This is a genomic window from Stenotrophomonas sp. 704A1 (genome assembly GCF_030549525.1).
In the GTDB taxonomy this organism is placed as follows: domain Bacteria; phylum Pseudomonadota; class Gammaproteobacteria; order Xanthomonadales; family Xanthomonadaceae; genus Stenotrophomonas; species Stenotrophomonas tuberculopleuritidis.
This window is the reverse complement of the sequence record NZ_CP130831.1, coordinates 3,111,524-3,135,869: the sequence shown is the minus strand read 5'-3', so window position 1 is coordinate 3,135,869 and position 24,346 is coordinate 3,111,524. Positions and strand designations below refer to the sequence as shown.

At 69.3% G+C, this 24,346-nt stretch carries 23 protein-coding genes; 15 read left to right on the top strand and 8 right to left on the bottom strand.

Annotated features, from left to right (window positions below):
- Positions 1 to 17: 17 nt before the first annotated feature.
- The gene (queG, locus tag Q5Z10_RS14655; RefSeq protein WP_303636144.1) at positions 18 to 1,085 is read right to left on the bottom strand and encodes a tRNA epoxyqueuosine(34) reductase QueG; all 1,068 of its coding nucleotides are present in this window, start codon (positions 1,083 to 1,085) and stop codon (positions 18 to 20) included.
- Between the two features lie 23 nt (positions 1,086 to 1,108).
- Between queG and Q5Z10_RS14650 the strand changes: the two genes are divergently transcribed.
- From Q5Z10_RS14650 to Q5Z10_RS14625, 6 genes are all read left to right on the top strand, one after another.
- On the top strand, positions 1,109 to 2,593 hold the full coding sequence (locus Q5Z10_RS14650) for an NAD(P)H-hydrate dehydratase (protein WP_303636143.1): 1,485 nt from the start codon (positions 1,109 to 1,111) through the stop codon (positions 2,591 to 2,593).
- Complete coding sequence (gene tsaE, locus Q5Z10_RS14645) at positions 2,590 to 3,072, top strand: tRNA (adenosine(37)-N6)-threonylcarbamoyltransferase complex ATPase subunit type 1 TsaE (RefSeq protein ID WP_303636142.1); 483 nt, start codon at positions 2,590 to 2,592, stop codon at positions 3,070 to 3,072. The genes Q5Z10_RS14650 and tsaE overlap by 4 nt, the downstream gene beginning before the upstream one ends.
- Before the next feature lie 82 nt (positions 3,073 to 3,154).
- Entirely contained in the window at positions 3,155 to 4,708 is a 1,554-nt protein-coding gene (locus Q5Z10_RS14640; RefSeq protein ID WP_303636141.1) for an N-acetylmuramoyl-L-alanine amidase, read from the top strand.
- 96 nt (positions 4,709 to 4,804) lie between these two features.
- Entirely contained in the window at positions 4,805 to 6,712 is a 1,908-nt protein-coding gene (gene mutL / locus Q5Z10_RS14635) for a DNA mismatch repair endonuclease MutL (protein WP_303636140.1), read from the top strand.
- Between the two features lie 26 nt (positions 6,713 to 6,738).
- Positions 6,739 to 7,668 (top strand): DUF1684 domain-containing protein, encoded by a 930-nt coding sequence (locus tag Q5Z10_RS14630; RefSeq protein WP_303636139.1) that lies wholly within the window; start codon positions 6,739 to 6,741, stop codon positions 7,666 to 7,668.
- A 2-nt stretch (positions 7,669 to 7,670) separates the two neighbouring features.
- Positions 7,671 to 8,609, top strand: coding sequence for a TraB/GumN family protein (locus Q5Z10_RS14625; protein WP_303636138.1), 939 nt, complete (start codon positions 7,671 to 7,673; stop codon positions 8,607 to 8,609).
- Positions 8,610 to 8,691: 82 nt separating this feature from the next.
- Here Q5Z10_RS14625 and phaR read toward each other — a convergent pair whose 3' ends face one another.
- From phaR to gluQRS, 3 genes are all read right to left on the bottom strand, one after another.
- The gene (phaR, locus tag Q5Z10_RS14620; protein WP_303639196.1) at positions 8,692 to 9,231 is read right to left on the bottom strand and encodes a polyhydroxyalkanoate synthesis repressor PhaR; all 540 of its coding nucleotides are present in this window, start codon (positions 9,229 to 9,231) and stop codon (positions 8,692 to 8,694) included.
- A 182-nt stretch (positions 9,232 to 9,413) separates the two neighbouring features.
- Positions 9,414 to 10,154, bottom strand: coding sequence for a beta-ketoacyl-ACP reductase (locus Q5Z10_RS14615; RefSeq protein ID WP_303636137.1), 741 nt, complete (start codon positions 10,152 to 10,154; stop codon positions 9,414 to 9,416).
- Positions 10,155 to 10,171: 17 nt separating this feature from the next.
- Positions 10,172 to 11,092, bottom strand: a complete 921-nt coding sequence (gene gluQRS, locus Q5Z10_RS14610) for a tRNA glutamyl-Q(34) synthetase GluQRS (RefSeq protein WP_303636136.1) — start codon at positions 11,090 to 11,092, stop codon at positions 10,172 to 10,174.
- Positions 11,093 to 11,185: 93 nt separating this feature from the next.
- Here gluQRS and htpX point away from each other — a divergent pair, with 93 nt between their 5' ends.
- Positions 11,186 to 12,052 (top strand): protease HtpX, encoded by an 867-nt coding sequence (htpX, locus tag Q5Z10_RS14605; RefSeq protein ID WP_303636135.1) that lies wholly within the window; start codon positions 11,186 to 11,188, stop codon positions 12,050 to 12,052.
- A 252-nt stretch (positions 12,053 to 12,304) separates the two neighbouring features.
- Here the strand turns inward: htpX and Q5Z10_RS14600 are convergent, their stop codons facing one another.
- Positions 12,305 to 13,132 carry an inositol monophosphatase family protein gene (locus Q5Z10_RS14600; RefSeq protein ID WP_303636134.1) on the bottom strand — a complete coding sequence of 276 codons (828 nt, stop codon included), beginning with the start codon at positions 13,130 to 13,132 and terminating at the stop codon, positions 12,305 to 12,307.
- Between the two features lie 120 nt (positions 13,133 to 13,252).
- Here Q5Z10_RS14600 and Q5Z10_RS14595 point away from each other — a divergent pair, with 120 nt between their 5' ends.
- The 3 genes from Q5Z10_RS14595 (at position 13,253) to Q5Z10_RS14585 (ending at position 16,585) form a co-directional block, all read left to right on the top strand.
- On the top strand, positions 13,253 to 14,023 hold the full coding sequence (locus tag Q5Z10_RS14595) for an RNA methyltransferase (protein ID WP_303636133.1): 771 nt from the start codon (positions 13,253 to 13,255) through the stop codon (positions 14,021 to 14,023).
- 76 nt (positions 14,024 to 14,099) lie between these two features.
- Positions 14,100 to 14,462 (top strand): hypothetical protein, encoded by a 363-nt coding sequence (locus Q5Z10_RS14590; protein WP_303636132.1) that lies wholly within the window; start codon positions 14,100 to 14,102, stop codon positions 14,460 to 14,462.
- Complete coding sequence (locus Q5Z10_RS14585) at positions 14,459 to 16,585, top strand: putative bifunctional diguanylate cyclase/phosphodiesterase (RefSeq protein ID WP_303636131.1); 2,127 nt, start codon at positions 14,459 to 14,461, stop codon at positions 16,583 to 16,585. Before Q5Z10_RS14590 ends, Q5Z10_RS14585 begins: the two co-directional genes overlap by 4 nt.
- 69 nt (positions 16,586 to 16,654) lie before the next feature.
- Here Q5Z10_RS14585 and epmB read toward each other — a convergent pair whose 3' ends face one another.
- The gene (epmB, locus tag Q5Z10_RS14580) at positions 16,655 to 17,695 is read right to left on the bottom strand and encodes an EF-P beta-lysylation protein EpmB (protein ID WP_303636130.1); all 1,041 of its coding nucleotides are present in this window, start codon (positions 17,693 to 17,695) and stop codon (positions 16,655 to 16,657) included.
- 97 nt (positions 17,696 to 17,792) lie between these two features.
- On the opposite strand from epmB, the gene efp reads away from it, so the two are divergent.
- From efp to Q5Z10_RS14555, 5 genes are all read left to right on the top strand, one after another.
- A complete protein-coding gene (gene efp / locus Q5Z10_RS14575; protein WP_108750146.1) occupies positions 17,793 to 18,359 on the top strand; it encodes an elongation factor P in 567 nt (188 codons plus the stop codon).
- 180 nt (positions 18,360 to 18,539) lie between these two features.
- On the top strand, positions 18,540 to 19,883 hold the full coding sequence (locus tag Q5Z10_RS14570; RefSeq protein ID WP_303636129.1) for a TRZ/ATZ family hydrolase: 1,344 nt from the start codon (positions 18,540 to 18,542) through the stop codon (positions 19,881 to 19,883).
- A 25-nt stretch (positions 19,884 to 19,908) separates the two neighbouring features.
- Positions 19,909 to 20,625: a bifunctional 2-polyprenyl-6-hydroxyphenol methylase/3-demethylubiquinol 3-O-methyltransferase UbiG gene (gene ubiG, locus Q5Z10_RS14565; RefSeq protein WP_303636128.1), complete on the top strand. Its 717-nt coding sequence runs from the start codon at positions 19,909 to 19,911 to the stop codon at positions 20,623 to 20,625.
- Positions 20,622 to 21,317, top strand: a complete 696-nt coding sequence (locus Q5Z10_RS14560) for a phosphoglycolate phosphatase (RefSeq protein WP_303636127.1) — start codon at positions 20,622 to 20,624, stop codon at positions 21,315 to 21,317. Before ubiG ends, Q5Z10_RS14560 begins: the two co-directional genes overlap by 4 nt.
- An 11-nt stretch (positions 21,318 to 21,328) precedes the next feature.
- Positions 21,329 to 22,033, top strand: coding sequence for an isoprenoid biosynthesis enzyme family protein (locus tag Q5Z10_RS14555; protein WP_303636126.1), 705 nt, complete (start codon positions 21,329 to 21,331; stop codon positions 22,031 to 22,033).
- A 117-nt stretch (positions 22,034 to 22,150) separates the two neighbouring features.
- Here the strand turns inward: Q5Z10_RS14555 and Q5Z10_RS14550 are convergent, their stop codons facing one another.
- Together Q5Z10_RS14550 and Q5Z10_RS14545 are read right to left on the bottom strand one after the other, a co-directional pair.
- Complete coding sequence (locus tag Q5Z10_RS14550; RefSeq protein ID WP_303636125.1) at positions 22,151 to 22,999, bottom strand: M23 family metallopeptidase; 849 nt, start codon at positions 22,997 to 22,999, stop codon at positions 22,151 to 22,153.
- Positions 22,999 to 24,345 carry a dihydroorotase gene (locus Q5Z10_RS14545; protein ID WP_303636124.1) on the bottom strand — a complete coding sequence of 449 codons (1,347 nt, stop codon included), beginning with the start codon at positions 24,343 to 24,345 and terminating at the stop codon, positions 22,999 to 23,001. The genes Q5Z10_RS14550 and Q5Z10_RS14545 overlap by 1 nt, the downstream gene beginning before the upstream one ends.
- Position 24,346 lies beyond the last annotated feature (1 nt).

The following is a 24,346-nucleotide window of genomic DNA, read 5'->3' as shown; positions in this document are numbered from 1 at the left end:
ACGGTTGCGGCGAGGCGTCAGCCGGCGTGTTGCTGCAGGGCCCATTGCACATGCTCGCGGACCAATGGCGAGGGGTCTTCGGCACGCGTCTGCAGTGCGCACAGCGTCTCTGCGCTGGTCGGCGCATTGCCCAGCGCCACCGCGATGTTGCGCAGCCAGCGCTGGTGGCCGCTGCGGCGGATCGGGCTGCCCTCGGTACGGCGCAGGAATTCATCCTCATCCCAGGCGAACAGCTGGTCCAGGCGCGCGATGTCCAGCTGGTTGCGGGCACGGAAGTCGGCTTCGTCGGTACGCTTGGCGAACTTGTTCCAGGGACAGACCAGCTGGCAATCGTCGCAGCCATAGATGCGGTTGCCGATCAGCGGGCGCATCTCGAGCGGGATCGCGCCGTCGTGCTCGATGGTCAGGTAGGAAATGCAGCGGCGCGCATCCAGTCGCTGCGGAGCGGTGATCGCGCGGGTCGGGCACACCTCGATGCAGCGCGTGCAGGTGCCGCAGTGCGCGGTGGCCGGTGCGTCGATCGGCAACGGCAGGTCGATGTAGATCTCGCCGATGAAGAACCACGAACCGCCATGGCGGTCGATCAGGCAGGTGTGCTTGCCGATCCAGCCCAGCCCTGCATTGCGGGCCAGCGCGCGTTCCAGCACCGGCGCCGAGTCGACGAAGACCCGATAGCCCAGCGGCGCGACCTCGTCGTTGATCTGCGTGGCCAGCTTCTGCAGGCGGCTGCGCATCAGCTTGTGGTAATCGCGGCCCAGGGCGTAACGGGCCACATAGGCGCGGCCGGGGTCGGCCAGGGTGGCCCACGCTTCGGTATCATCCTTGTGGCTGTAGTCCATGCCCACCGAGATCACCCGCACCGTGCCGGGCAGCAGTTCGGCCGGGCGCGCACGCAGGGTTCCATGGCGGGCCATCCAGTCCATCGTGCCGTACAGGCCCTGGCCCAGCCAGTCGGCGAGATGTGCCTCGTCCTCGGACAGTTCGATGCCGGCAATGCCGCAGCGCTGGAAGCCGTGCGCACGTGCCAGGTCACGGATGCGCTGCACGGCCAGGGCCGGATCGAGGGGGGCGGGGACGGGAACCATGCGCACCAGTATAAAATCCCTGCATGGCCAACCTCGCCGATCTGTTCGATTCTGCTGCTGCGCGTGCGCTGGATGCCCAGGCCTCGGCGCTGGCGGGCGATGGTGGCTGGGAGCTGATGGCCCAGGCCGGGCTGGCCGCCTGGCAGCGCCTGCTGCGGCACTGGCCGCAGGCACTGAATGTGGGCGTGGTGGTGGGCAGCGGCAATAACGGTGGCGACGGCCTGGTGCTGGCGCGTCATGCGCTGCTGGCCGGGCGCCGGGTGACGGCGCTGAGCCCGCCGGGCAAACCGCCAGCCACCGCGTTGGCGCAACGGGCAGCATCGGAGTTCAAGTCCGTCGGGGGAACCCTGGCGGAATTCGGCGGAACGCTGCCCGCGGCCGATATCTGGGTGGATGGCCTGTTCGGGCTGGGTTTCGACCGGGCGCCGGAAGGTGCAGCACAGGCCGTGATCGAAGCACTGAACGCACAGGACGCACCGGTATTCGCACTGGATGTGCCCAGCGGCGTCGACGCCGACCGTGGCACGGTGCCGGGCGTCGCGGTGCGCGCAGCGCTGACGCTGCAGTTCATCGTGCCGCACCGCGGCCTGTACACCGGCGACGCGCTGGAGCACGCAGGCGAACCCGCGCTGGCCGCGCTGCAGCTGCCCAAGGCGGCGTGGCAAGGCGTTTCGGCAGCGGCCGAGCATTGGACCGGCGCGCGCTTGCCGGCATTGCTGAAGCCGCGCCGCGCCAATACCCACAAGGGCGAATCCGGCCATGTGCTGTGCGTGGGCGGCAATCACGGCAGCGGTGGGGCCATCGCCCTGGCTGCCGAGGCGGGCCTGCGCGCCGGTGCCGGACTGCTCAGCATCGGCACCCGCGGCGACCATGTCGGCCCGCTGCTGGCGCGCCTGCCGGAGGCCATGGTGCATGCGCTGGAAGACGGCGATGCGCTGCCCGGCCTGCTTGAAAAGGCCAAGGTCGTGGCGATCGGGCCTGGCCTGGGCCAGGACGACTGGGCGCGTGCCCTGTTCGCGCGCGTGCTGGCCTGTGGCAAGCCGCTGGTGCTCGATGCCGATGCGCTGAACCTGCTGGCCCGCGACCCACGCGCGCTGCCCGATGCCATCCTTACCCCGCACCCGGGTGAGGCCGCGCGCCTGCTGGAATGCACCACGGCCGAGATCCAGGCCGATCGCTACCGCTGCGCCCAGGCGCTGGCCGAGCGCTACCACGCCGTGGTAGTGCTGAAGGGCGCTGGCAGCATCGTCGCGGCCCCCGGTCGCACCCCGCGCCTGATTGCCGCCGGCAACCCCGGCATGGCGGTGGGTGGCATGGGCGACCTGCTCACCGGCATCATCGCCAGCCTGCGCGCGCAGGACCTGGATGCCTTCGATGCCGCCGCGTGTGGCGCGCTGTTGCATGCGCTGGCTGGCGATGTCGCTGCCCTCGACGGCGCGCGTGGCCTGCTTCCCACTGATCTGCTGGCGCCACTGCGGCGACTGGCCAACCCGGAATGTTCCCGATGACTGATTTTTTCCTGGCCGACAGCGAAGCGACCGAACTGCTGGGGCAGTGGCTGGCGGCAACCCGTCCAGCGCAGGCGCTGGTTGAACTGCGGGGGGATCTGGGAGCCGGCAAGTCGACCACCGCCCGTGCGCTGCTGCGGGCGCTGGGGGTGCAGGGCGCGATCCGCAGCCCGACCTACACGCTGGTTGAACGCTATCCGCTGGCCAGTGGTGGCGAGGCGTGGCACCTGGACCTGTACCGGATCGGCCAGGCCGGCGAGCTGGATTTCCTCGGCCTGGACGAGGGCAGCGCGGTGCTGTGGCTGGTCGAATGGCCCGAACGCGGCGCCGGCGCGTTGCCGCCGACCGATCTGGTGGTGGCGCTGGAGATCGAAGGGCAGGGACGGCGTGCCCGTCTCAGCAGCCTTAGCGACGCTGGGCGTGAATGGCTGGAGCGGCTGCCCGATGGGGGCGACTTGCAGGCCATTTCTGTCGGCTGACGAGAACAAAGATCGGCAGGTTACGGATTATTAAGGAAAAAGGTATTGCATTCCGTTCAGCGCGGTGATTGAATCCTGAGCCATGCGCCCGGGGAACCGTCTCATCGCCATCTGCACCACCGTCGGACTGTGTCTGGCGAGCCTGAGTGCGTGGGCCGGTGAGGTCCGCCAGGTGGTGCTGAACACCGGTGCCACCGGCACCCGCGCCGAGATCGCGCTGGTGGGCAGCGGCGGTTACAAGACCCTGTCACTGGCCGGCCCCAACCGGCTGGTGGTCGATTTCCCCGATTCCAGCGCCGTGCGCAACCTGAAGATGCCCGCGCCGCAGGGCGTGGTCACGGCCGTGCGCACCGGGCAGCCGGTGCCGGGCACGTTCCGCGTGGTGTTCGACCTTGCCGAATCGGTTGCACCGTTCCGCCCCCAGATGCAGCGCGAGGGCAACGAATCCAAGCTGGTGATCGAGTGGCCCGGTGATGGTGCTGCGGTGGCCGCCAGCCGACCCGCGCCGGCCCCGGCGCCGCCGGCAACTGCTGCGGCGGCCGGCTCGACCGCAGCGGACAGCGCGCAGGCCCGCGGCGATGCCGCGCGCGCCACGGCCTTGTTGACCGCGCAGGTGCAGCAGCAGGCCAGCGCCAGCGCCGCGGCGCCGGCATCGCCGACACCGGCGCCGAGCACCGCGCCGGTGCAGGTGGCGGCAGCCGCCACCACCGCCAGCAGCACGCCCACCTCATCGCCGGCAGCGATCCTGGCGGGACAGCCGACCACCGCAGTGGTGACCACGCCGCCGCGCCCGGCACCCACGCCTGCGGTGACGTCCGAGCCTCCGCGCCCGACCATGCCCAGCGATGCGTCGCGCATCCGCATGCAACCGGGCATGCGCCATCTGGTGGTGGCTATCGATCCCGGGCACGGCGGCCAGGATCCGGGTGCGATCGGCCCGACCGGCAAGCGCGAGAAGGACGTCACCCTGGCAGTGGCCCGTGAACTGGCGCGCCAGGTCAATGCCACGCCGGGCCTGAAGGCCTTCCTGACCCGCGACAGCGATGTGTTCATCCCGCTGCCGATGCGTGCGCAGAAGGCGCGCGCGAACAAGGCCGACATCTTCATTTCGATCCACGCCGATGCCGCCGAGAACCGCTCGGCCACCGGTTCGTCGGTGTACGTGCTGTCGACCAAGGGCGCTTCGTCGCAGCGCGCGCGTTGGCTGGCCGACAAGGAAAACGCGGCCGACCTGGTCGGTGGCGTGCGCCTGCAGCAGACCGAGGGAACGCTGGCCAATGTGCTGCTGGATCTGGCACAGAGCGGCTACATGAAGTCTTCCGAAGATGCAGCCGGGCACGTGCTGGGCGGCCTGAAGCGGATCGGCAACAACCACAAGCCGAACATCGAGCGCGCCAACTTCGCGGTGCTGCGCACCTCGGACATGCCGGCGATGCTGGTGGAAACCGCGTTCATCTCCAACCCGGACGAAGAGCGCCGCCTGACCGATCCCGCCTACCAGCGCAAGGTGGCCGGCGCCGTGCTCGATGGCGTGCACACGTTCTTCAGCCGCCAGCCTCCGCCGGGCACCCTGTACGCGGCACGCGCGCAGGCCGAGATCGACGCCGCCAGCACCGTCGCCGGCGGCAGCAAGTAACCCGCCGACGGCGGGTTGCGGTAGCGCCGGGCCATGCCCGGTGGAAGTGCAGCTCCGCTATCATCACCCCATGAAGCCTGCTGCCCCTCCCGCCCCATGACCGTGCCCGATCCACGCCCGATCCGGTCGCTGCCGGAAATCCTGATCAACCAGATCGCCGCCGGTGAAGTGGTCGAGCGGCCGGCATCGGTGGTCAAGGAGCTGGTCGAGAATGCCATCGACGCTGGCGCCAGCCGGGTCGATATCGATCTGGAAGAAGGCGGCGTGCGCCTGATCCGCATCCGTGACAACGGCAGCGGCATCGCACCGGAGCAGTTGCCGCTGGCGGTGTCGCGGCATGCGACCAGCAAGATCGCCAACCTGGACGAACTGGAAGCGGTGGCCACCCTCGGGTTCCGTGGCGAAGCGCTGCCGTCGATCGCATCGGTGAGCCGATTCACCCTGGCATCGCGGCGCGCGCATGACGAGCACGGCTCCGCGCTGCAGATCGAAGGCGGCAAGATCGGCGAGGTGACACCGCGCGCGCATGCGCCGGGCACCACGGTGGAGGTGCGCGAACTGTTCTACAACGTGCCGGCGCGGCGCAAGTTCCTGCGCGCCGAGCGCACCGAGCTGGGCCACATCGAGGAATGGCTGCGTTCGCTGGCGCTGGCCCGCCCCGATGTGGAACTTCGCGTTTCCCACAACGGCAAGGCCTCGCGCCGTTACAAGCCCGGTGACCTGTATTCGGATGTGCGCCTGGCCGAGACCCTGGGCGAGGACTTCGCCAGCCAGGCAGTGCGCGTGGACCACAGCGGTGCCGGCCTGCGCCTGCATGGCTGGATCGCGCAGCCGCACTATTCGCGCGCCAGCGCCGACCAGCAGTACCTGTACGTCAACGGCCGTTCGGTGCGCGACCGCAGCGTCGCCCATGCAGTGAAGATGGCCTACGGCGATGTGCTGTACCACGGGCGGCAGCCGGCCTACGTGCTGTTCCTTGAGCTGGACCCGACGCGGGTCGATGTGAACGTCCACCCGGCCAAGCACGAAGTGCGCTTCCGCGATTCGCGGCTGGTGCATGACTTCGTCTACCGCACGCTGAAGGATGCGCTGGCCGATACCCGTGCCGGCATGAGCGCGCAGGATATCGGCGCGGCAGCCGCGCATCCGGCCGAAGCCGGTAGTGCGGCAGCGGCTCCCGGCGCGGGCGCGGGCGCGTCCAGCTTCGGCTACGTACGCGGTCCGGCACCGGGTGCGGGCGCCGGCGGCAGCGCTGGCTTCTCCGGCTGGCGTCCGCAGCAGCCGCTGGGCCTGCAGGTGGCCGATGCGCCCGCTGCCTACGCGGCGCTGTACGCCACGCCGGCGGGGGCCGAGCGCGCGGCGGCGCTGCCGCCGATGCCGATGGAGAACGGCTTGCCGGTCACCCGCGCCGACGCCGGCGTGCCGCCGCTGGGCTACGCCGTCGCACAGCTGCATGGCATCTACATCCTGGCCGAGAATGCCGAAGGCCTGATCGTGGTCGACATGCACGCCGCGCACGAGCGCATCGGCTACGAGCGGTTGAAGAACGCCCACGATGGCATCGGCCTGCAGTCGCAGCCCCTGCTGGTGCCGATCACCCTGGCGGTGGGGGAGCGCGAGGCCGATACCGCCGAGATCGAGGCCGAGACGCTGGCCGCACTCGGCTTCGAAGTCACCCGCGCGGGCCCCGGCGCACTGCACGTGCGCAGCATTCCCGCGTTGCTTGCCCATGCCGAACCCGAGGGCCTGCTGCGCGACGTGCTCACCGACCTGCGCGAGCATGGGCAGAGCCGTCGTATCGCCACGGCGCGCGATGAACTACTGTCGACCATGGCCTGTCACGGAGCGGTGCGTGCGAACCGGCGCCTGACGGTGCCGGAAATGAACGCACTGCTGCGCGACATGGAAATCACCGAGCGGTCCGGCCAGTGCAACCACGGCCGGCCGACCTGGGCCCGTTTTTCGCTGGCGGAGATCGACCGCTGGTTCCTGCGCGGCCGTTGAGCCGCGCGACATTGAGGGGAGCACCGATGCGACGTTGGGGAATGGGCGGCCTGCTGGCTGTGCTGTGGCTGGCAGGCTGCAGCCAGGCGCCGACGCCGGCGCCGGTGGCGGTTGAGGATCCGGCGTTTGCCGCGCAACAGCAGCAGTGGCGGGTAGCGCGCTACCAGGATCTGACCCGCCCCGATGGCTGGACGGCCCTGGTCGGCCTGCACTGGCTGCAGAACCGCTCGCACTTCGTCGGCAGCGCCGCCACCAGCGGCATCCGCCTGGCGGTCGGCCCGGGCAAGCTCGGCCTGATGCGCCGCGACGGGGACCAGTGGTGGTTCACGCCCGAATCCGGCGCCGATGTGACCCTGGAGGGCGTGCCGGTGCGTGGGCGCGTGCGCATGCAGACCGACAAGGATCCGCAGCCGACCCTGCTCGCCTTCGACGGCGGCAAGGGCCAGCTCAGCCTGATCCGCCGCGGCCCGCGCGATGCGCTGCGGGTCAAGCATGCCGACGCACCCGCGCGCCGCGATTTCGCCGGCCTGCAGTACTGGCCGGGCGGCCCCGGCTGGCAGCTGCAGGCCCGGTTCATCGCGCATCCGCCGGGCAAGACATTGCCGATCGTGGACATCACCGGATTGACCACCGAGATGCCTAATGCCGGTGCCGTCGAATTCGACCGCGATGGCCGCAGCTGGCGGCTCGAGGCGATCGGCGAGCCGGGCCAGCCGCTGTTCCTGATCTTCGCCGACCGTACCAGCGGCCATGGCAGCTATCCCGCCGGGCGCTACCTGGATACCGATGCGCCCACGGCCGATGGCCATGTACGGATCGATTTCAACCACGCCACCAATCCGCCGTGCGCGTTCACCGCATACGCCACGTGCCCGCTGGCACCACCGGAAAACCGCCTGGACCTGCGCGTGGAAGCCGGTGAGAAGGCCTACCACCTGCCTGAAGGAGAAGGTTGACCATGTCGATGAAACGGCTGCTGCGCAGCGCCGTCGTGCTGCTGGCCTGTATGGCCGCTCCGCTGGCCGGCGCGGGCAACGCCCCGACCGAGGCCGGCGCCGGCAAGGCACCGGTGCCACTGCTGTGGAAGGTCAGCGGAGCCGGCGATGCCCGCCTGTACCTGCTCGGGTCCTTCCATCTGCTCAAGCCGCAGGACTACCCGCTGTCGGCCGAGGTCGAGCAGGCGTTCGATGCCGCGCAGCGCGTGGTGTTCGAAGTCACGCCGGAAGAGCTGGAGTCGCCGCAGATGGCCAGCCAGATGGTGCAGGCCGCCATCCGCAAGGATGGCAGCGAGCTCAAGCGTGACCTGGACGCGGCGACCTGGCAGAAGCTGCAGGCCTACGCGGCCCAGAACGCATTGCCGCTGGCGCAGCTGCAGGGCATGAAGGCATGGTTCGTCGGCCTGTCCATCACCGTCGGGCAGATGCAGAAACTCGGCCTGGACCCCGAACTGGGCCTGGACCGTCACTTCATGCAGCGGGCGCAGAAGGCCGGCAAGAAGACGCTGGGGCTGGAGGACATGAACAGCCAGATCGCGCTGCTTGATGGCATGAGCCTGCAGGAGCAGCGGCAGATGCTGTCCGAAGCGCTGGACGAGGCCGGCAAGGGCGATGCACAGGCGAAGATGCTGCATGACGCCTGGCGCCGTGGTGATGACCGCCTGCTGTGGAACCGCATGGGCGTGGAGATGCGCCAGCAGTATCCGCAGCTGTACCAGCGCATCAACACCGACCGCAACGATGCCTGGCTACCCAAGCTGGCGCCGTACCTGCAGGCGGGGCAGGGCGGAACCCTGGTTGTGGTGGGAGGGCTGCATCTGCTCGGCAGCGATGGCCTGGTCGAGAAACTGAAGGCGAAGGGCTACAAGGTCGAGCGCGTCTGCAAGGGCTGCAGGAAGTAGATCGGCGCCCGTCAGCGCTGGGCCGGACACAGGAACGGCGCGCCCAGGGCGCGCCGTTGCCACATCTGCCGGCGTGCTCGCTTCAGCGGCGGGTCTTGCCGCCGGTGCCGCTGCCTGGCTCGTTCGACTTGCCAGCCGTACCGGTCCCGGTACCGGTGCCAGTGCCACCCGGGCGTGGGCCGCCGAAGCCGGTGCCCATGTTGCGCTGGAACTCCTGCCACAGCTCCAGGTTGCGCTCGGTCAGCTGGTTCATCATCGCCCACGGGGTCTGCCCGAGCAGGTTGCCCATCTGCTGGCGGAACTGCTGCTGCTGGTCCAGGAAGACCTGCATGCTGCGCTCCAGGTAGTTGCCCATGAAGCCCTGCAGCGAGTCACCGTAGAAGCGGATCAACTGGCTCAGCAGCTGCGTGGACAACATCGGTTCGCCGTCCTGCTCCTGGTCGGCAATGATCTGCAGCAGCACGGAGCGGGTGAGGTCGTCGCCGCTCTTGGCGTCGCGCACTTCGAAGTCTTCGCCGTCGAGGATCAGCTGGCGCACGTCCTCGATGGTGATGTAGCTGGAGATCTCGGTGTCGTACAGACGACGGTTCGGATACTTCTTGATGATGCGGGTCGCAGCCATGAAGCGGTACTCGTCACAGTAGACGCGCAGCATGGCGCAGTGCAGCAGCCGTTGCAACCGCCTCAGCCCCCGCCAGGCTTGGCTTTCAGCGGGGAAAATGTTGCGCAGCAAGGGGTTGCGTGCTGCGCAGCATGACCATCGGCAGGGGCAGCGGTAATGCTCGCCCGCCCCTGCGGCGCGGCTCACCAGCCCATGTGGTGGCCGCCGTTGATGTCCAGGTTGCTGCCGGTGATCCACGAGGCCTCTTCGGCCACCAGGAAGGACACGCCATAGGCGATTTCCTCCGGCTTGCCGAGGCGGCCGGTGGGAATGTCGGCGATGATCTTGGCGCGCACGTCCTCGGGCACGGCCATCACCATGTCGGTGGCCACATAGCCGGGCGAGATGGTGTTGACGGTGATGCCGAAGCCGGCGTTCTCGCGGGCCAGCGAGATGGTGAAGCCGTGCATCCCGGCTTTCGCGGCGGCGTAGTTGGCCTGCCCGTACTGCCCCTTCAGGCCGTTGATCGAGCTGATCTGGATGACCCGGCCCCAGCCGCGGCGGCGCATGCCTTCGATGACCGGGCGGGTGACGTTGAACACCGAATTGAGGTTGGTGTTGATGACGTCGTGCCACTGCTCCGCGCGCATGCGGTGGAAGGTGGTGTCGCGGGTGATGCCGGCATTGTTGACCAGGATCTCGACCGGGCCCAGTTCGGCCTCGACGGCCCGGATCAGCGCCTCGGCGCTGTCCGGATCGGAGACGTCGCCGGGAAAGATCGCGACCTGGTAGCCCCGTCCGGTCATGGCCTGCTGCCATGCGCGCGCCTTTGCTTCGTCGCGGTAATTGGTCGCGACCCGGTGGCCCTGGTCGGCCAGGCGTTGGCAGATGGCGGTACCGATGCCGCCGGTTCCGCCGGTGACCAGTGCGACGCGAGATGTCATGGAATGCTGTCCGGGTATCAGGTGGGGGAAGGGGGATTCTGCAACATCGGCGCGGAAAGTGCGCCCGCCGGCAGCAGGATGTCCGAGCGTGGCAGCAGGCCGGGATCGAAGGCCCGCCGCGCGGCGGCGAGCAGTGCATCGCGATCGGCTGCGTGGTCCAGCGCGGCCGGCGCCTGGCCCAGCAGCCGCCAGAGCTGGCGCAGCACCGGCAGCGGCTGCGCGCTGTCCACCGGCAGTGCGGCCAGTGACTTGGACAGTTTGTGGCCCGGCGCATCCAGCAGCAGCGGCAGGTGCCAGTAGCGCGGCACGGGCAGCCCCAGCGCCTGCAGCAGCAGGATCTGCCGGGCCGTGGAGTCGAGCAGGTCGGCACCGCGCACCACTTCGGACACGCCCTGCGCGGCGTCGTCCACCACCACCGCCAGCTGATAGGCCCAGCAACCGTCGGCGCGGCGCAGCACGAAGTCGCCGACCTCGGCATGCACGTCCTGCTGCTGCAGACCGCGCAGGCCGTCCACGAACTGGACCACGCTGCCGGGTGGCACGCGGAAGCGGACGGCGGGGTCCGGTCGCGGTTGCCGGGCGACACAGTGATGGTGGATGCCGCCGGCGGCGGCGACGTCGCTGCGGCTGCAGTGGCAGATGAACGCGTGGCCGCCGGCCAGCAGCTGATCCAGTGCGGCCTGGTAGGCGGCGCCGCGTTCGCTCTGCCACAGCACCGGCCCATCGTGGTCCAGCCCGAAGGCGGCCAGCGCCTGCAGCTGCGCGTGGGCGGCGCCGGGTACCGTGCGTGGCGGGTCGACGTCTTCGATGCGCAGCCGCCACAGCCCGCCGTGGTGGCGGGCCAGCAGCCAACTGCCAAAGGCGGCCAGCAGGGAGCCGGGGTGGAGCAGGCCGGTCGGCGAAGGTGCGAAGCGGCCGCAGGGAAGAGAGGAGGTCATGCAGCCTGAATCGTCGGTCAGGTTGGCGCTTGAATTCAAGCTGACTGCACCGCAAATTGACGGATATCGCCCCCTTCCGAGCCGGAATTTCCCATGTTCACCCGTATTGCCCTCTTTCTCGCCACCAACCTTGCGGTGCTGATCCTCGCCGGCATCGTGATGTCGATCCTGGGTGTGGACTCCCGTTCGATGAGCGGTCTGCTGGTCATGGCCGGCATCTTCGGCTTCGGGGGTTCCTTCATCTCGCTGCTGCTGTCCAAGTGGATGGCCAAGCGCTCCACCGGTGCGGTGGTGATCACCGAGCCGCGCAACCCGACCGAGCGCTGGCTGCTGGCCACGGTCGAGCGCCAGGCCAAGGCGGCCGGCATCGGCATGCCGGAGGTGGCGGTGTATGAGGGCCCGGAAATCAACGCCTTCGCCACCGGTGCCAACCGCAACAACGCGCTGGTGGCGGTGTCCACCGGCCTGCTGCACAACATGAGCGAAGACGAGGCCGAAGCAGTGCTGGGCCACGAGATCGCCCACGTTGCCAACGGTGACATGATCACCATGGCGCTGCTGCAGGGTGTGCTGAACACCTTCGTGATCGTGCTGGCCCGCGTGGTCGGCGGCGTCATCGACAGCGCGCTGTCGGGCAACCGCGAAGGCGGCGGCCGCGGCTTCGCCTACTTCATCATCGTGTTCGTGCTGGAAATGGTGTTCGGCCTGTTCGCCACCATGATCTCGATGTGGTTCTCGCGCCACCGCGAATTCCGCGCCGACGCCGGTGGTGCCTCGCTGGCCGGTCGCCAGAAGATGATCGCGGCGCTGGAGCGCCTGCAGCTCAACCACGGCCAGAGCACGCTGCCGACCCAGATCGCGGCGTTCGGCATTGCCGGCTCGACCGCGAAGAAGCTGTTCATGAGCCACCCGCCGCTGGAAGAGCGCATCGCCGCGCTGCGGGCGTCGACGGTGGCGTAAGTTTCCGCTACCCCACTGCAGTGCAGGAACGCCCGGCCCCGCGCCGGGCGTTTCTGTTTGTGCGCATATGCAGTGGTGGTGCGGGATCATGCTGGCGGCCGCTTCGCTCGCCGGGCATGGCCCGGCGCTACCGGGCATCGTCGTGCCGCGGTGGCTCGTGACCTTGACGGTGCGGCGCCAGCGCTGGGTGGGCGCACAAACGAAAACGGCACCTGCGAAGGTGCCGTCCCGCCAACCGTGTCTGCGCGGAGATCAGAACTTCGCGTCGAACTCGGCCGCGTAACCGGTGTTGACCAGCACCTTCTGCAGCGACTCGGCGACCTTCAGGTTGCCGGCCACGATCTGCTGCGTGTCCGGGCCACGGTTGTCCATGCGGGCCGGGGTGGCACCCTTGAAGTCGCAGACCTTGCCACCGGCTTCGCGCACCAGCAGCACGCCGGCGGCGATGTCCCAGGCCTTGACCCCGGCTTCGAAGTAGGCGTCGGCGCGGCCACAGGCGACGTAGGCCAGGTCGAGCGCGGCGGAGCCGGTGCGACGGACGTCCTCGGCATGCACCAGCAGCGCATCGAGCGACTTCAGCTGGGCACTGGCACGGGCGCGCTCGCGCGGGGCGAAACCGGTGTGGATCATGGTGCCTTCCAGATCCTTGCGCTCGGCCACGCGGATGCGGCGGTCGTTGAGTACGGCACCGGCGCCGCGGCTGGCGGTGAACAGTTCATTGCGCAGCGGATCGAAGATCACCGCGTCGGTCGGCTCGCCGTTCTCGACCAGGGCGATCGACACGCAGTAGTGCGGCACGCCGCGCAGGTAGTTGCTGGTGCCATCCAGCGGGTCGATGACCCACATGTGGCGACGCTCGCCCTGCACGCCACCCTCTTCGCCGAAGATGCCGTACTCGGGGTAGGCGCGCTTGAGTTCCTTGACGATGACCTTTTCCGCGTCCGCATCGACTTCGCTGGCGTAGTCCATGCGGCCCTTCTGCACCACATTCAGCGCCTCGAGCTTGTTGATGTTGCGCAACAGGACGTTGCCGGCGAGGCGGGCGGCCTTGACCATGACGGTTACGGCGGGTTTCTGCATGGCGTGGGCTCCCGGAAAGGCAGAAGAGAAGGGCTGGCGGGGGAAAAGAGCGGGTCCGGCGCAGTGGCCGGCCGCACAGTTTACCATTGGTCTTCGTCCAGCTCGACCTTTTCCCTGTTCATGTCCCAGTTTCCCGCTGCCACCCGCCTCCGATTCGTCCTGGTCGGTACCCAACACCCCGGCAACATGGGCGCCGCCGCCCGCGCACTGAAGACCATGGGCCTGGCCCGCCTGGTGCTGGTGGCGCCGGAGAAGCCCCTGGATGAAGAGGCCTTCCGACGCTCGGCCGGCGCCGAGGACGTGCTCGGCGATGCGCCGGTGGTGGCGACCCTGGCCGAGGCCGTGGCCGACTGCCGGTTCGTGCTGGGCTGTACCGCCCGTGCCCGCCGGGTGCAGCTGGAGGAGCTGCTGCCGGCCGATGCCGCTGCCCGTGCGGTGGCCAAGGCCGGCGAGGGCGCCGAGGTGGCGCTGGTGTTCGGCCGCGAGCGCACCGGCCTGACCAACGAGGAGCTGCAGCTGTGCCATGCAGCCGTGCACATCCCGTCCGATCCGGAATTCAGTTCGCTCAACCTGGCCGCGGCGGTGCAGGTGCTGGCCTATGAAGTGCGCATGCAGCTGCTGGGCGCGCAGCCGGTGGCGGCGACCGAGCCCGGTCTGCGCGAGCAGGTGGCCAGTCATGAGCAGATGGAAAGCTTCTTCGCCCAGCTGGGCGACACCCTGGACGAGATCGATTTCCACAAGGGGCGCGCCCCCGAATCGGCGATGCGCAAGCTGCGCCGCCTGTTCCTGCGCAGCGAGCCGAGCGAGCAGGAAGTGCGGCTGCTGCGCGGCATTCTTGCCGACGCCCAGCGCATGGCAAGGCTGGCCCGGAACGACGGCAGGGACGGCTGACGACGTTCCCGTTTTTTCGGGTAGTCTGTCCGGATGCCCTGGGGGAATGATGCGTGTGTCGGGTCTGCATGAGGCAATGCAGGGGGAACTGCTGAGCCTGGGCTGGCGGCGGCTGGCCGTGCCGGTGCGTGCTGCATCGGTGCTGGCGTACGCGCCGGGCCGCGACGACGCAGATCCGGCGGCAGGCCGTGCGCTGGCCGCGCCGGCCGTGCAGGGCGCGCATCGTTCGGTGCCGGGGTGGGGCAAGGGAACCACGCAATCAGCTGCGGCGGCGGGAGCAGGGTGCCAGCGCCGCCGTGAGCGTGGCGCACGGCCGCTGCTGTGCCTGCAGGGGCGCCGGTTGCGGGGAATTTGCGCTGTCCACCGTGCTGCCGAGGTGCAGCTGCCGTGGACGGCATTGAAACAAGGGTTGGCGCGCGTGCGGATGGAAGTGCAATGAAATGGCTTGGCTCCGGGATGCAGACCCGATTCCTGCTCGCAATGGGCGGGGCGATGCTGGTGGTGGTCGCGATCCTCGCCGTGCTGCTGGGGCGGCAGGCCGCCATGCAGAGCGAGGTGAAGAGCCTCAGTGGCGGCGTGCTGCATGAACTGTTCGATCGCAGCGTGCGCAGCCGTGGCGAGGCCATGGTGCGCGAACTGTCCGAAGCGCTGGCCGGTCCGCTGCGCGACAATGACCGCGACCAGATCGGGGTGCTGGTGCGCAGCATTTCGCGGCAGCCGGTGGTGCGCTACGTGCTGGTGTTCGACGCGCAGGGCCGGCTGGTGCATGACGGCAGCGCCGGCGTTGCCGGTGCCGGCCGGCCGATGACCGACCCGCTGGCCGCCGGCGCGGTGGCTGCGCGGTCGCTGGTGGTACAGCAGTCGCCCTCGGTGCTGGACAGCACGATGCCGATCCTGGTGGGCCCGCAGCGCATCGGCGGCGTCCGCGTCGGCATGGCGCTGGATGAAGTGCGGCAGCGCGAGCAGGCGGCCAATGCCACCCTGGGCGAACGCCTGCAGCAGGTCGGCAGCCGGCACCTGGGCTGGCTGCTGCTGATGCTGGGCCTGCTGGTGGTGATCGGGGTGGTGGTGATCCTGTACGTGCAGCGCACCCTGGTGGCGCCGATCCGTGACCTGGCCGCTGCGGCGCGCCGCATCGAGGCCGGCGATTACCAGGCACCCCTGCGGGAGAACACCCGCGACGACGAGGTGGGCGAGCTGGTGCGTGGCTTTGCGCGCATGCGCGATGCGATTGCCCGCCACGACCGCGAAGTGCGGCACATGGCCTACACCGACGCGTTGACCGGGCTGACCAACCGGCTGGCGTTCCGCGAAGCGCTGGACCACCGGCTGATGGCGGCGCGAGCCTCCAACCACCGGCTGGGCCTGCTGTTCGCCGATATCGACGATTTCAAGCGGGTCAACGACACCCTGGGCCACGAAGCCGGCGACGAGGCGCTGCTGCAGTTCGCCCAGCGCATCGGCCGCGCGGTGGCCGAGGCCGGCGGCGACGACGCGCTGCTGGCGCGGTTCGGTGGCGATGAGTTCGTGATCCTGGTCGGTGATGGCGATGTCGTGGCCAATGCGAAGCTGCTGGCCGAAGTGCTGGTGCGCGAGCTGGGCAAGCCGCTGGTGGTGCAGGGGCGTGAGTTGTTCCTGGGCACCTCGATCGGCGTCACCCTGTTCCCCGAAGATGCCGCCGACGCGACCACGCTGCTGAAGAACGGTGACATCGCCATGTACCAGGCGAAGATGGCCGGCAAGAACTGCTACCGCTACTACAGCCGCGCGATGGACCATGCGGTCGAGCGCCGGGTGCACATGGAGCAGGAGCTGCGCGGCGCATGGGAGCGCGGCGAACTGCGGCTGGCCTACCAGCCGATCTTCCGCATGCGCGACCGCCGCCTGGTGGGCGTGGAGGTGCTGCTGCGCTGGCAGCACCCGACCCTGGGCACGATCCCGCCGTCGGTGTTCATCGAGGTGGCCGAGCAGAGTGGCCTGATCGAGATCATCGGCCCGAAGGTACTGCGCGCGGCGTGCATGGAAGCATCGCAATGGCCACGCGGCGTGGCCGGTGACGAGCTGTTCGTTTCGGTCAACGTGTCGCCGCGGCAGCTGCGTGGCGGGGAACTGCCGGCGCTGGTGGCGCAGTGCCTGCACGAGTCGGGCCTGCCGGCGTCACGCCTGCACCTGGAGCTGACCGAAACGGCAGTGATCGGCGATGAAATGGTGGCCGCGCAGTTGCTGGACAAGCTGCACCGCACCGGGGTGAAAGTCTGGCTGGATGATTTCGGCACCGGTTTCTCCGGCCTGAGCCACCTGCGCCAGGTGCCGGTGGACGGGGTCAAGATCGACAAGAGCTTCGTCGCCGACATGCAGCGCGATCCGGACGATCTGGCCCTGACCACGGCCATCATCGCCATGGCCCATGCGCTGGGCATCACTGTGGTGGCCGAGGGCATCGAGCAGGAAGCGCAGTTCGAACTGCTCGCCCAGCGCGGCTGCGACCTCGGCCAGGGCTATCGGCTGAGCCATCCGGTCACCGCCACCGAAGTGGTGCGGATGATCGAATCGGGGCTCTGACGGCAGCTCCCCGCCGCGCGTGGAGGCTCCCGCCGGGCAGCCGCTCCGCGCAGGACGGGCAACGACCAGTTACACCGGGCGCTTGCTCGGGTCGCCGGGCAGCTCGCGCACCAGCTTCGGCACCAGGTAGCCGGACAGGCGTGCCGTCAGGCCGGCAATCAGCGCCTTGGCCTGGGTGTCGTCCACTTCGAAGTGGGCCACGCCTTCCACCTTGTCCAGCTGGTGCAGGTAGTAGGGCAGCACGCCGGCGGCGAAGCTGCGCTCGCTCAGGTCCTGCAGCGCCTGCACGCTGTCGTTGACCCCGCGCAGCAGCACCGCCTGGTTCAACAGCTGGGCGCCGAGGCCACGCAGGCGCGCCAGGGCGGCGTCCACGCCGGCATCGAACTCGTTGGCATGGTTGGCGTGGACCACGATCGCCAGCGGCCAGGGCAGGCTGCCCAGCCACGCCAGCAGTTCCTCGTCCACGCGCTCGGGCAGCACGATCGGCAGCCGGGTGTGGATGCGAAGGCGGCGGAGGTGCGGAATCCGGCGCAGGGCGTCGGTCAGCTCGGCCAGCTTGTGGGTGGCCAGCGACAGCGGGTCGCCGCCGGACAGGATCACCTCGTCGATGTCCGGGTCGGCCGCGATGGCAGCCACGGCCTCCTGCCAGCCGCCCTTGGCGGCGTTTTCCGCGCCGTAGTCGAAGTGCCGGCGGAAGCAGTAGCGGCAGTTGATCGCGCAGCTGCCGGTGGCCACCAGCAGGGCCCGCCCGCGGTACTTCTGGATGACTCCGGTCGCCTTCTTCGCCGCGCCGTCGCCCACCGCGTCGAAACTGAATCCGGGCGCCGGACGCATCTCGGCGTCGACCGGCAGCACCTGGCGCAGCAGCGGGTCGGCCGCGTCGCCGTGGCGCATGCGGGCCACGAAGCCCTGCGGCACGCGCAGCGCGAACTGCGCCATGGCCGCCTCGGACACGCCCAGCGCGGCAGCGTCCAGGCCCAGCTGGGCCAGCAGCTGCTGCGGGTCGCGCAGGGCCTGCCGCCACAGCTGCTGCCAGCGCGCTGGCGCACCTGGCGACGGGGGCCGGGGGAAGGCGGAAAGCTGCATGGAGACGGGGCCTGCGGTTATCATGGGGGCATAAATCAGTTGCCCACCGGCTTCCGGTGGGCTTTCCATTCTATCCGGCTCGCCGCACCCGCGGCGGTTTTGCCATTTGAGGAGCTTGAGCATGGCCACTGTGGGCATGAATGACGTCAAGAACGGGATGAAGATCCTGGTCAACAACGAACCGGCGGTCATCACGGATACCGAGTATGTGAAGCCGGGCAAGGGCCAGGCCTTCACCCGCGTGAAGTACCGCTTCATCCGTTCGGGCCGCGTGGTGGAACTGACCATGAAGGCCACCGATGACCTGGAAGTGGCCGACGTTGTCGACACCGACATGAACTACATGTACAGCGATGGCGAGTACTGGCACTTCATGGACCCGGAGACCTTCGAGCAGGTGCAGGCTGACAAGGCCGGCATGGGCGGCGCCGAGAAGTGGCTGAAGGGCGAGGAAGCCTGCATCGTGACCCTGTTCAACGGCGCGCCGATCTTCGTGCAGCCGCCGAATTTCGTCGAACTGAAGATCACCGAGACCGACCCGGGCGTGCGTGGTGACACCTCCGGCGGTGGCGGCAAGCCGGCCACGCTGGAAACCGGCGCCGTGGTGCGCGTGCCGCTGTTCGTCAACCAGGATGAAATCATCAAGGTGGATACCCGCTCGGGCGAATACTCCTCGCGCGTCAAGTAAGGTTCCGGCCGCAGGCCGACCTTGCTGCAGGGCCGGGCCATGCTCGGCTTTCCGGGCATGGCCCGGAACCCGTTGCCGGCGTCCGTGACGCCGCAACGGACAGCCGCCGGGCACGGCCCGGCGCTACCGCCTCCCCTCAGGCGCCTCCCATCAGGCCGCCCCACAGCCAAGTGAGCCCGCATGAGCGATAGCCCGCACCTCCCCGAAGCCTGCGACCTGCTCATCGAAGCCGGTCATGTCGTACCGATCGAGCCGCATGCGGTGGTGCTGGAAGACCATGCCGTGGCCGTGCGTGGCAGCGAAATCGTCGCCATCCTGCCGCGAGCCGAGGCCCGCGCGCGCTTCCGTGCCGCGCAGGTGGTGAGCCGCCCGGATGCCGCGCTGATGCCGGGCCTGGTCAACGCGCATACGCACAACCCGATGACCCTGCTGCGCGGCGTTGCCGACGACCTGCCGCTGATGACCTGGCTGCAGCAGCACATCTGGCCGGTGGAAGCGGCGGTGATCGGCCCCGAGTTCGTCGCCGACGGCACCACCCTGGCCATCGCCGAGATGCTGCGCGGCGGCACCACCTGCGCCAACGAGAACTACTTCTTCGGCGACGTGCAGGCTGCGGTCTACAAGAAGCACGGTTTCCGCGCGCTGGTCGGTGCGGTGATCATCGATTTCCCCACCGCCTGGGCCAAGACCGACGACGAGTACTTCGCCAAGGCCGGTGAACTGCATGACCAGTGGCGCACCGATCCGCTGATCGGCACCGCGTTCGCGCCGCACGCGCCGTATACCGTCAACGATGCCAATTTCGAGCGGGTGCGGATGCTGTCCGACCAGCTCGACATGCAGGTGCATCTGCATACCCATGAAACCGCGCAGGAGATCAGCGACTCGATCAAGCTGCACGGCCAGCGCCCGCTGGCGCGGCTGGACCGCCTCGGCCTGGTCAACGACCGCCTGATCGCGGTGCACATGACCCAGCTGACCGATGCGGAGATCCACCTGTGCGCCGAGCGCGGCGTCAGCGTGGTGCACTGCCCGGAATCGAACCTGAAGCTGGCCTCCGGTTTCTGCCCGGCCTGCGCCCTGCAGCGCGCAGGCGTGAACCTGGCCATCGGCACCGATGGCTGCGCCAGCAACAACGATCTGGACATGTTCAGCGAGAACCGCACCGCGGCGATCCTGGCCAAGGCCGTCGCCAACGATGCCACGGCACTGGACGCGGCGACCACGCTGCGCGCCGCCACCCTGGGTGGCGCCCGCGCGCTGGGCTTCGGCGAGCGCATCGGTTCGATCGAGGTCGGCAAGCAGGCCGACCTGGTCTGCGTCGACCTGTCCGCGCTGGAAACCCAGCCGCTGCACAACGTGCTGTCGCAGCTGGTGTATGCCACCGGCCGCCAGCAGGTCAGCGACGTCTGGATCGCCGGCAAGCCGAAGCTGGTGCAGCGCGAGCTGGTCGGCATGGACCTGCCGGGCATCATCGCCAACGCGCGCCAGTGGCGCGAGCGCATCCGTCATATCCGCGCCTGACCCTTGGCGCCGCAAGGACTCCCTCATGACCGCCCCTCACGCTTCCTCCAATTTCGATCAGGCCGAGCTGGACAAGTTCGCCGCACTGGCCACCCGCTGGTGGGACGCTGACGGCCCGCAGAAGCCGCTGCACGCGCTGAACCCGGTGCGCCTGCAGTACGTGGCCGAGCGCGTGCCGCTGCGCGGTGCGCGCGTGCTGGATATCGGCTGCGGTGGCGGCCTGCTGAGCGAAGCGCTGGCCCAGGCCGGTGCCGACGTCACCGCGATTGACCTCGCCCCGGAACTGGTCAAGGTCGCTCGCCTGCATGCGCTGGAAAGCGGCGTCACGGTCGACTACCGGGTACAGGCGGCCGAGGATCTGGCCGCCGAGCAGGCCGGCAGCTTCGATGTGGTGACCTGCATGGAGATGCTCGAGCACGTGCCCGACCCGGGTGCGATCATCGCGGCCTGCATGCGCCTGCTGAAGCCGGGCGGTCACCTGTTCCTGTCCACCATCAACCGTACTGCCGCGGCGTTCGCGGTGGCGATCGTCGGTGCCGAATACGTGGCGCGGCTGCTGCCCAAGGGCACCCATCACTACCAGGAGTTCATCAAGCCGGCCGAGCTGGCGCGCTGGCTGCGCGAGGCCGACCTGCAACTGGCCGATGTCAGTGGCATGGCCTACGAGCCGTGGCGCAACCGTGCACGGCTGAGCAGCCGCACCGACATCAACTACCTGGCCCACGCGGTCAAGGCCGCATGAGCCGCGCAGGCTTCCCGCGCGCGGTCCTGTTCGACCTGGACGGCACGCTGCTGGACAGTGCGCCGGATTTCGTCGCCACCTGCGATGCGATGCTCGCCGAACGCGGCCGCGCGCCGGTCGATCCGGCCGTGCTGCGGCCGGTGGTGTCGAAGGGCTCGCGGGCGATGGTCTCGGCCGCCTTTCCGGACCTGGATGCCGCTGCGCGCGACGCGCTGATCCCGGAATTCCTGCAGCGCTACGAAGCATTGATCGGCCAGCATGCGGTGCTGTTCGATGGCGTGGCCGGCATGCTCGGTGCGCTGGACGACGCCGGCACCGTATGGGGCATCGTCACCAACAAGCCCGAATACCTGGCCCGCTTGATCCTGCCGCAGCACGGCTGGCAGCAGCGCTGCGCGGTGCTGGTCGGTGGTGACACCCTGGCCGAACGCAAGCCGCATCCGCTGCCGCTGCTGCATGCCGCGCAGGCCATCGGCATCGCCGCCGAAGACTGCGTGTACGTGGGCGACGACGAGCGCGACATCATCGCCGCGCGCGCGGCGGCCATGCCGTCGGTCGCGGCGCTGTGGGGCTATCGCCTGCACAGCGACGACCCGCTGGCCTGGCAGGCCGACGTGCTGGCGGACAACCCCGCACTTCTGCAACGGGCCAGTCTGTGGCCGACCCGGCCGGCAGCCCCGGCCCAGCCGTAAGGAACAACGTAGTGAGCAGTACCGCGCTGGAAAGCTTCCTCGACAAGTGGCGCAGCCGCTGGCCGGAATGGTCGGTGGCCGCGCCCTTCGTGGCCGAGCCGCAACGTGACCTTGCGGTGGCGTGGTTCGCGCTGCTGCAGGAATTCGATGACATGCTCAACACCAGCGGCGATCCGTTGCCGGCCGACGCCAAGCTGGCCTGGTGGGGCGAAGAGCTGCGCAGCTGGGCTGCGCAACGCTCGCGCCATCCGCTGGGGCGCGTGCTGGAGCCGGTGCGCGCGCCGTGGGCGCAGCTGGCCGAGACTCTGCCGGATCTGGTCGAGGCGCGCACGGTCGCGCTCGATGCGGCCAGTGCCGAGCGCGCGCTGGCCAATTACGCCGACGCGGTTGCCGCTGTGGAAGCGGTGCTGTTCAACGACACCCCGCGCAAAGGCGCGGGCCGTGCCGTCCAGTTGCAGACCCTGGCCCAGCGCCTGCAGGACGCCGGCGTGGCCGGGGTGCCGCGCAGCCTGCTGGATGAGGATGCCAGTACCGCCACGCAGCGCTGGGCGCAGCATCTGCTGAAGGGGTGGGGCGCACGCGTGCCGGGCCCGCGCGCGCGCCGCGTGTGGTCCAGCCTGGCGCGTGCCCGGCTGGCCGCGCAGGCCGCAGGCAAGCCGATCGAAGCGACGCCGGTGCGCACCCTGCTGCGCGTGTGGTGGGCCGCGCGCGGCTGATGCCGCTGCGCTCGCCGGGCATGGCCCGGCGCTGCCCGTTCATCGCACGGCCCATGCGCGATGAACGATCCGTCACGTGGTAGCGCCGGGCCATGCCCGGCGGCGAACCTGCGCGCGCTATTTGCGTTCCAGCACCAGCAACGGGTCGATGCGGGTGTCGAACCAGTTCATGCCCCAGTGCAGGTGCGGGCCGGTGGCACGGCCGGTGGCCCCCACGGCGGCGATCACCTGGCCCTGGCTCACCCGGTCTCCCACCTTCACGTCGATGCGCGACAGGTGCAGGAAGTTCGAGCTGACCCCGTACCCGTGATCGATCAGCAGGGTGCCGCCGGTCAGGTACAGGTCCGGGCCGGCGAAGGTGACCACGCCGGCCGCCGGCGCCTTCACCGGCGTGCCGGTCGGTACCGCGATGTCCATGCCGGAATGACCGGCACCGGGCTGGCCGTTGTACACACGGGCGTTGCCGAAGCGGCCGCTGATGCGGCCCTGCACCGGCCAGATGAAGGTCTGGGTGAAGTCGGTGCGGTCGTCATCGCGGGCGCGTGCGGCGGTGACCTGCGCCTGTTCGCGCTTGATCCGCTCGGCAATCGCCGGTGGTGGGTTGACCGTTTTCGGCGGCACGCCGTTGACCCGCTCGGTCGGCCAGTCGCGCGGCGTCACGCTGATGCTGGCGGTCTCGCTGCCACCATCGCGGCGCTGCACCTGTACCTGCAGCGGGCCCTTCTCATCGCGGCCGATGCCGAACACCACGCTGCCGTAGCTGCTCACCCGCAGCTGGCGGCCGGCATACCGCACGCGGCTGCCGGCGGGCACCTTGCCGATCACCAGCGCGCCCTGCGACGCACTGGCCGGGAACACCACGCGGCTGTCGATCAGGCTGCCGATGCCATCCTGCGCCTGCGCCGGGGATGAGGAAAACAGGGGCGCGGCCAGCAGCAGCGCCCCGATCATCAGTGCCGGACGCATCAGCGGTCGTAGGTCATGCGCTGGCCGGCGGGTTCACCCACCAGCTTGCTGCCGTCCCACACCTGCTGGCCGTTGACCCAGGTGGAGGCGATGCGCGAACGGAAGGTGGTGCCTTCGAACGGCGACCAGCCGCACTTGGACAGCACGTCCTCGCGCTTGACGGTGAACGGCACGTCCTCGACCAGCACCAGGTCGGCGAAATAGCCCTCGCGCAGGAAGCCACGTTCTTCCACGTCGAACAGCTGCGCCGGGGCGTGGGCGAACTTCTGCACCACCTGCTCGCGGGTCAGCTTGCCTTCGTGCACGCGCTCCAGCGCGGCGACCAGCGCGTACTGCACCAGCGGCAGGCCCGACGGCGCCTGTGCATACGGCTTCTGCTTCTCTTCCCAGGTGTGCGGCGCGTGGTCGGTGGCCAGCACGTCCAGCACATCGTCGGCCAGCGCGGCGGTGATGGCCTCGCGGTCGGAGACCTCCTTGATCGCCGGGTTGCACTTGATCAGGTTGCCCTTGGTCGCGTAATCCGGACGCGCGAAGTGCAGGAAGTGCACACAGGTCTCGGCGGTGATCTGCTTGCGGCTGCCGTCGGCGCGGATCAGCGGGCCCTTCTCGAACAGCGCCAGCTCATCGGCGGTGGAGATGTGCAGCACGTGCAGGCGGGTGCCGTGCTTGCGTGCCAGCGACATCGCCAGCCGGGTCGATTTGATGCAGGCTTCGCGCGAACGGATGTCCGGGTGCATGTCCGGGGTCAGCGCGTCGCCGTACTTCTCCTGGAACGCCTTGAGGTTGGCATCGATCATCGGCGTGTCTTCGCAGTGCGTGATGATCGGGGTCGGGCATTCACGGAAGATCGCGTCCAGCGTTTCCGGGTTGTCCACCAGCATGTTGCCGGTGGAGGCGCCCATGAACACCTTCACGCCCGGCGCCTTCTTCGGGTCCAGTGCGCGGATCGCGTCCAGGTTGTCATTGCTGGCGCCGTGGTAGAAGCCGTAGTTAGCCCAGGCGCGGCCGCGTGCGAGTTCGTACTTGGCCTCGAGGATGGTTGAATCCAGGGTCGGCGGGTTGGTGTTGGGCATGTCCATGAAGCTGGTCAGGCCGCCGGCCACGGCCGCCGCCGATTCGCTGGCGATGTCACCCTTGTGGGTCAGGCCCGGTTCGCGGAAGTGCACCTGGTCATCGATCATGCCGGGCAGCAGCCAGCGCCCGGCCGCGTCCACCACCTGCTCGCCGTCGCGCGGCGTCAATCCGCTGCCGATCTGCGCGATGCGGTCGTTCTCGATGCGCAGGTCGCCTTCGAAGGTGCGGCCTTCGTTGACCATGCGGGCGTTGGTGATGAGGGTGGAGGACATG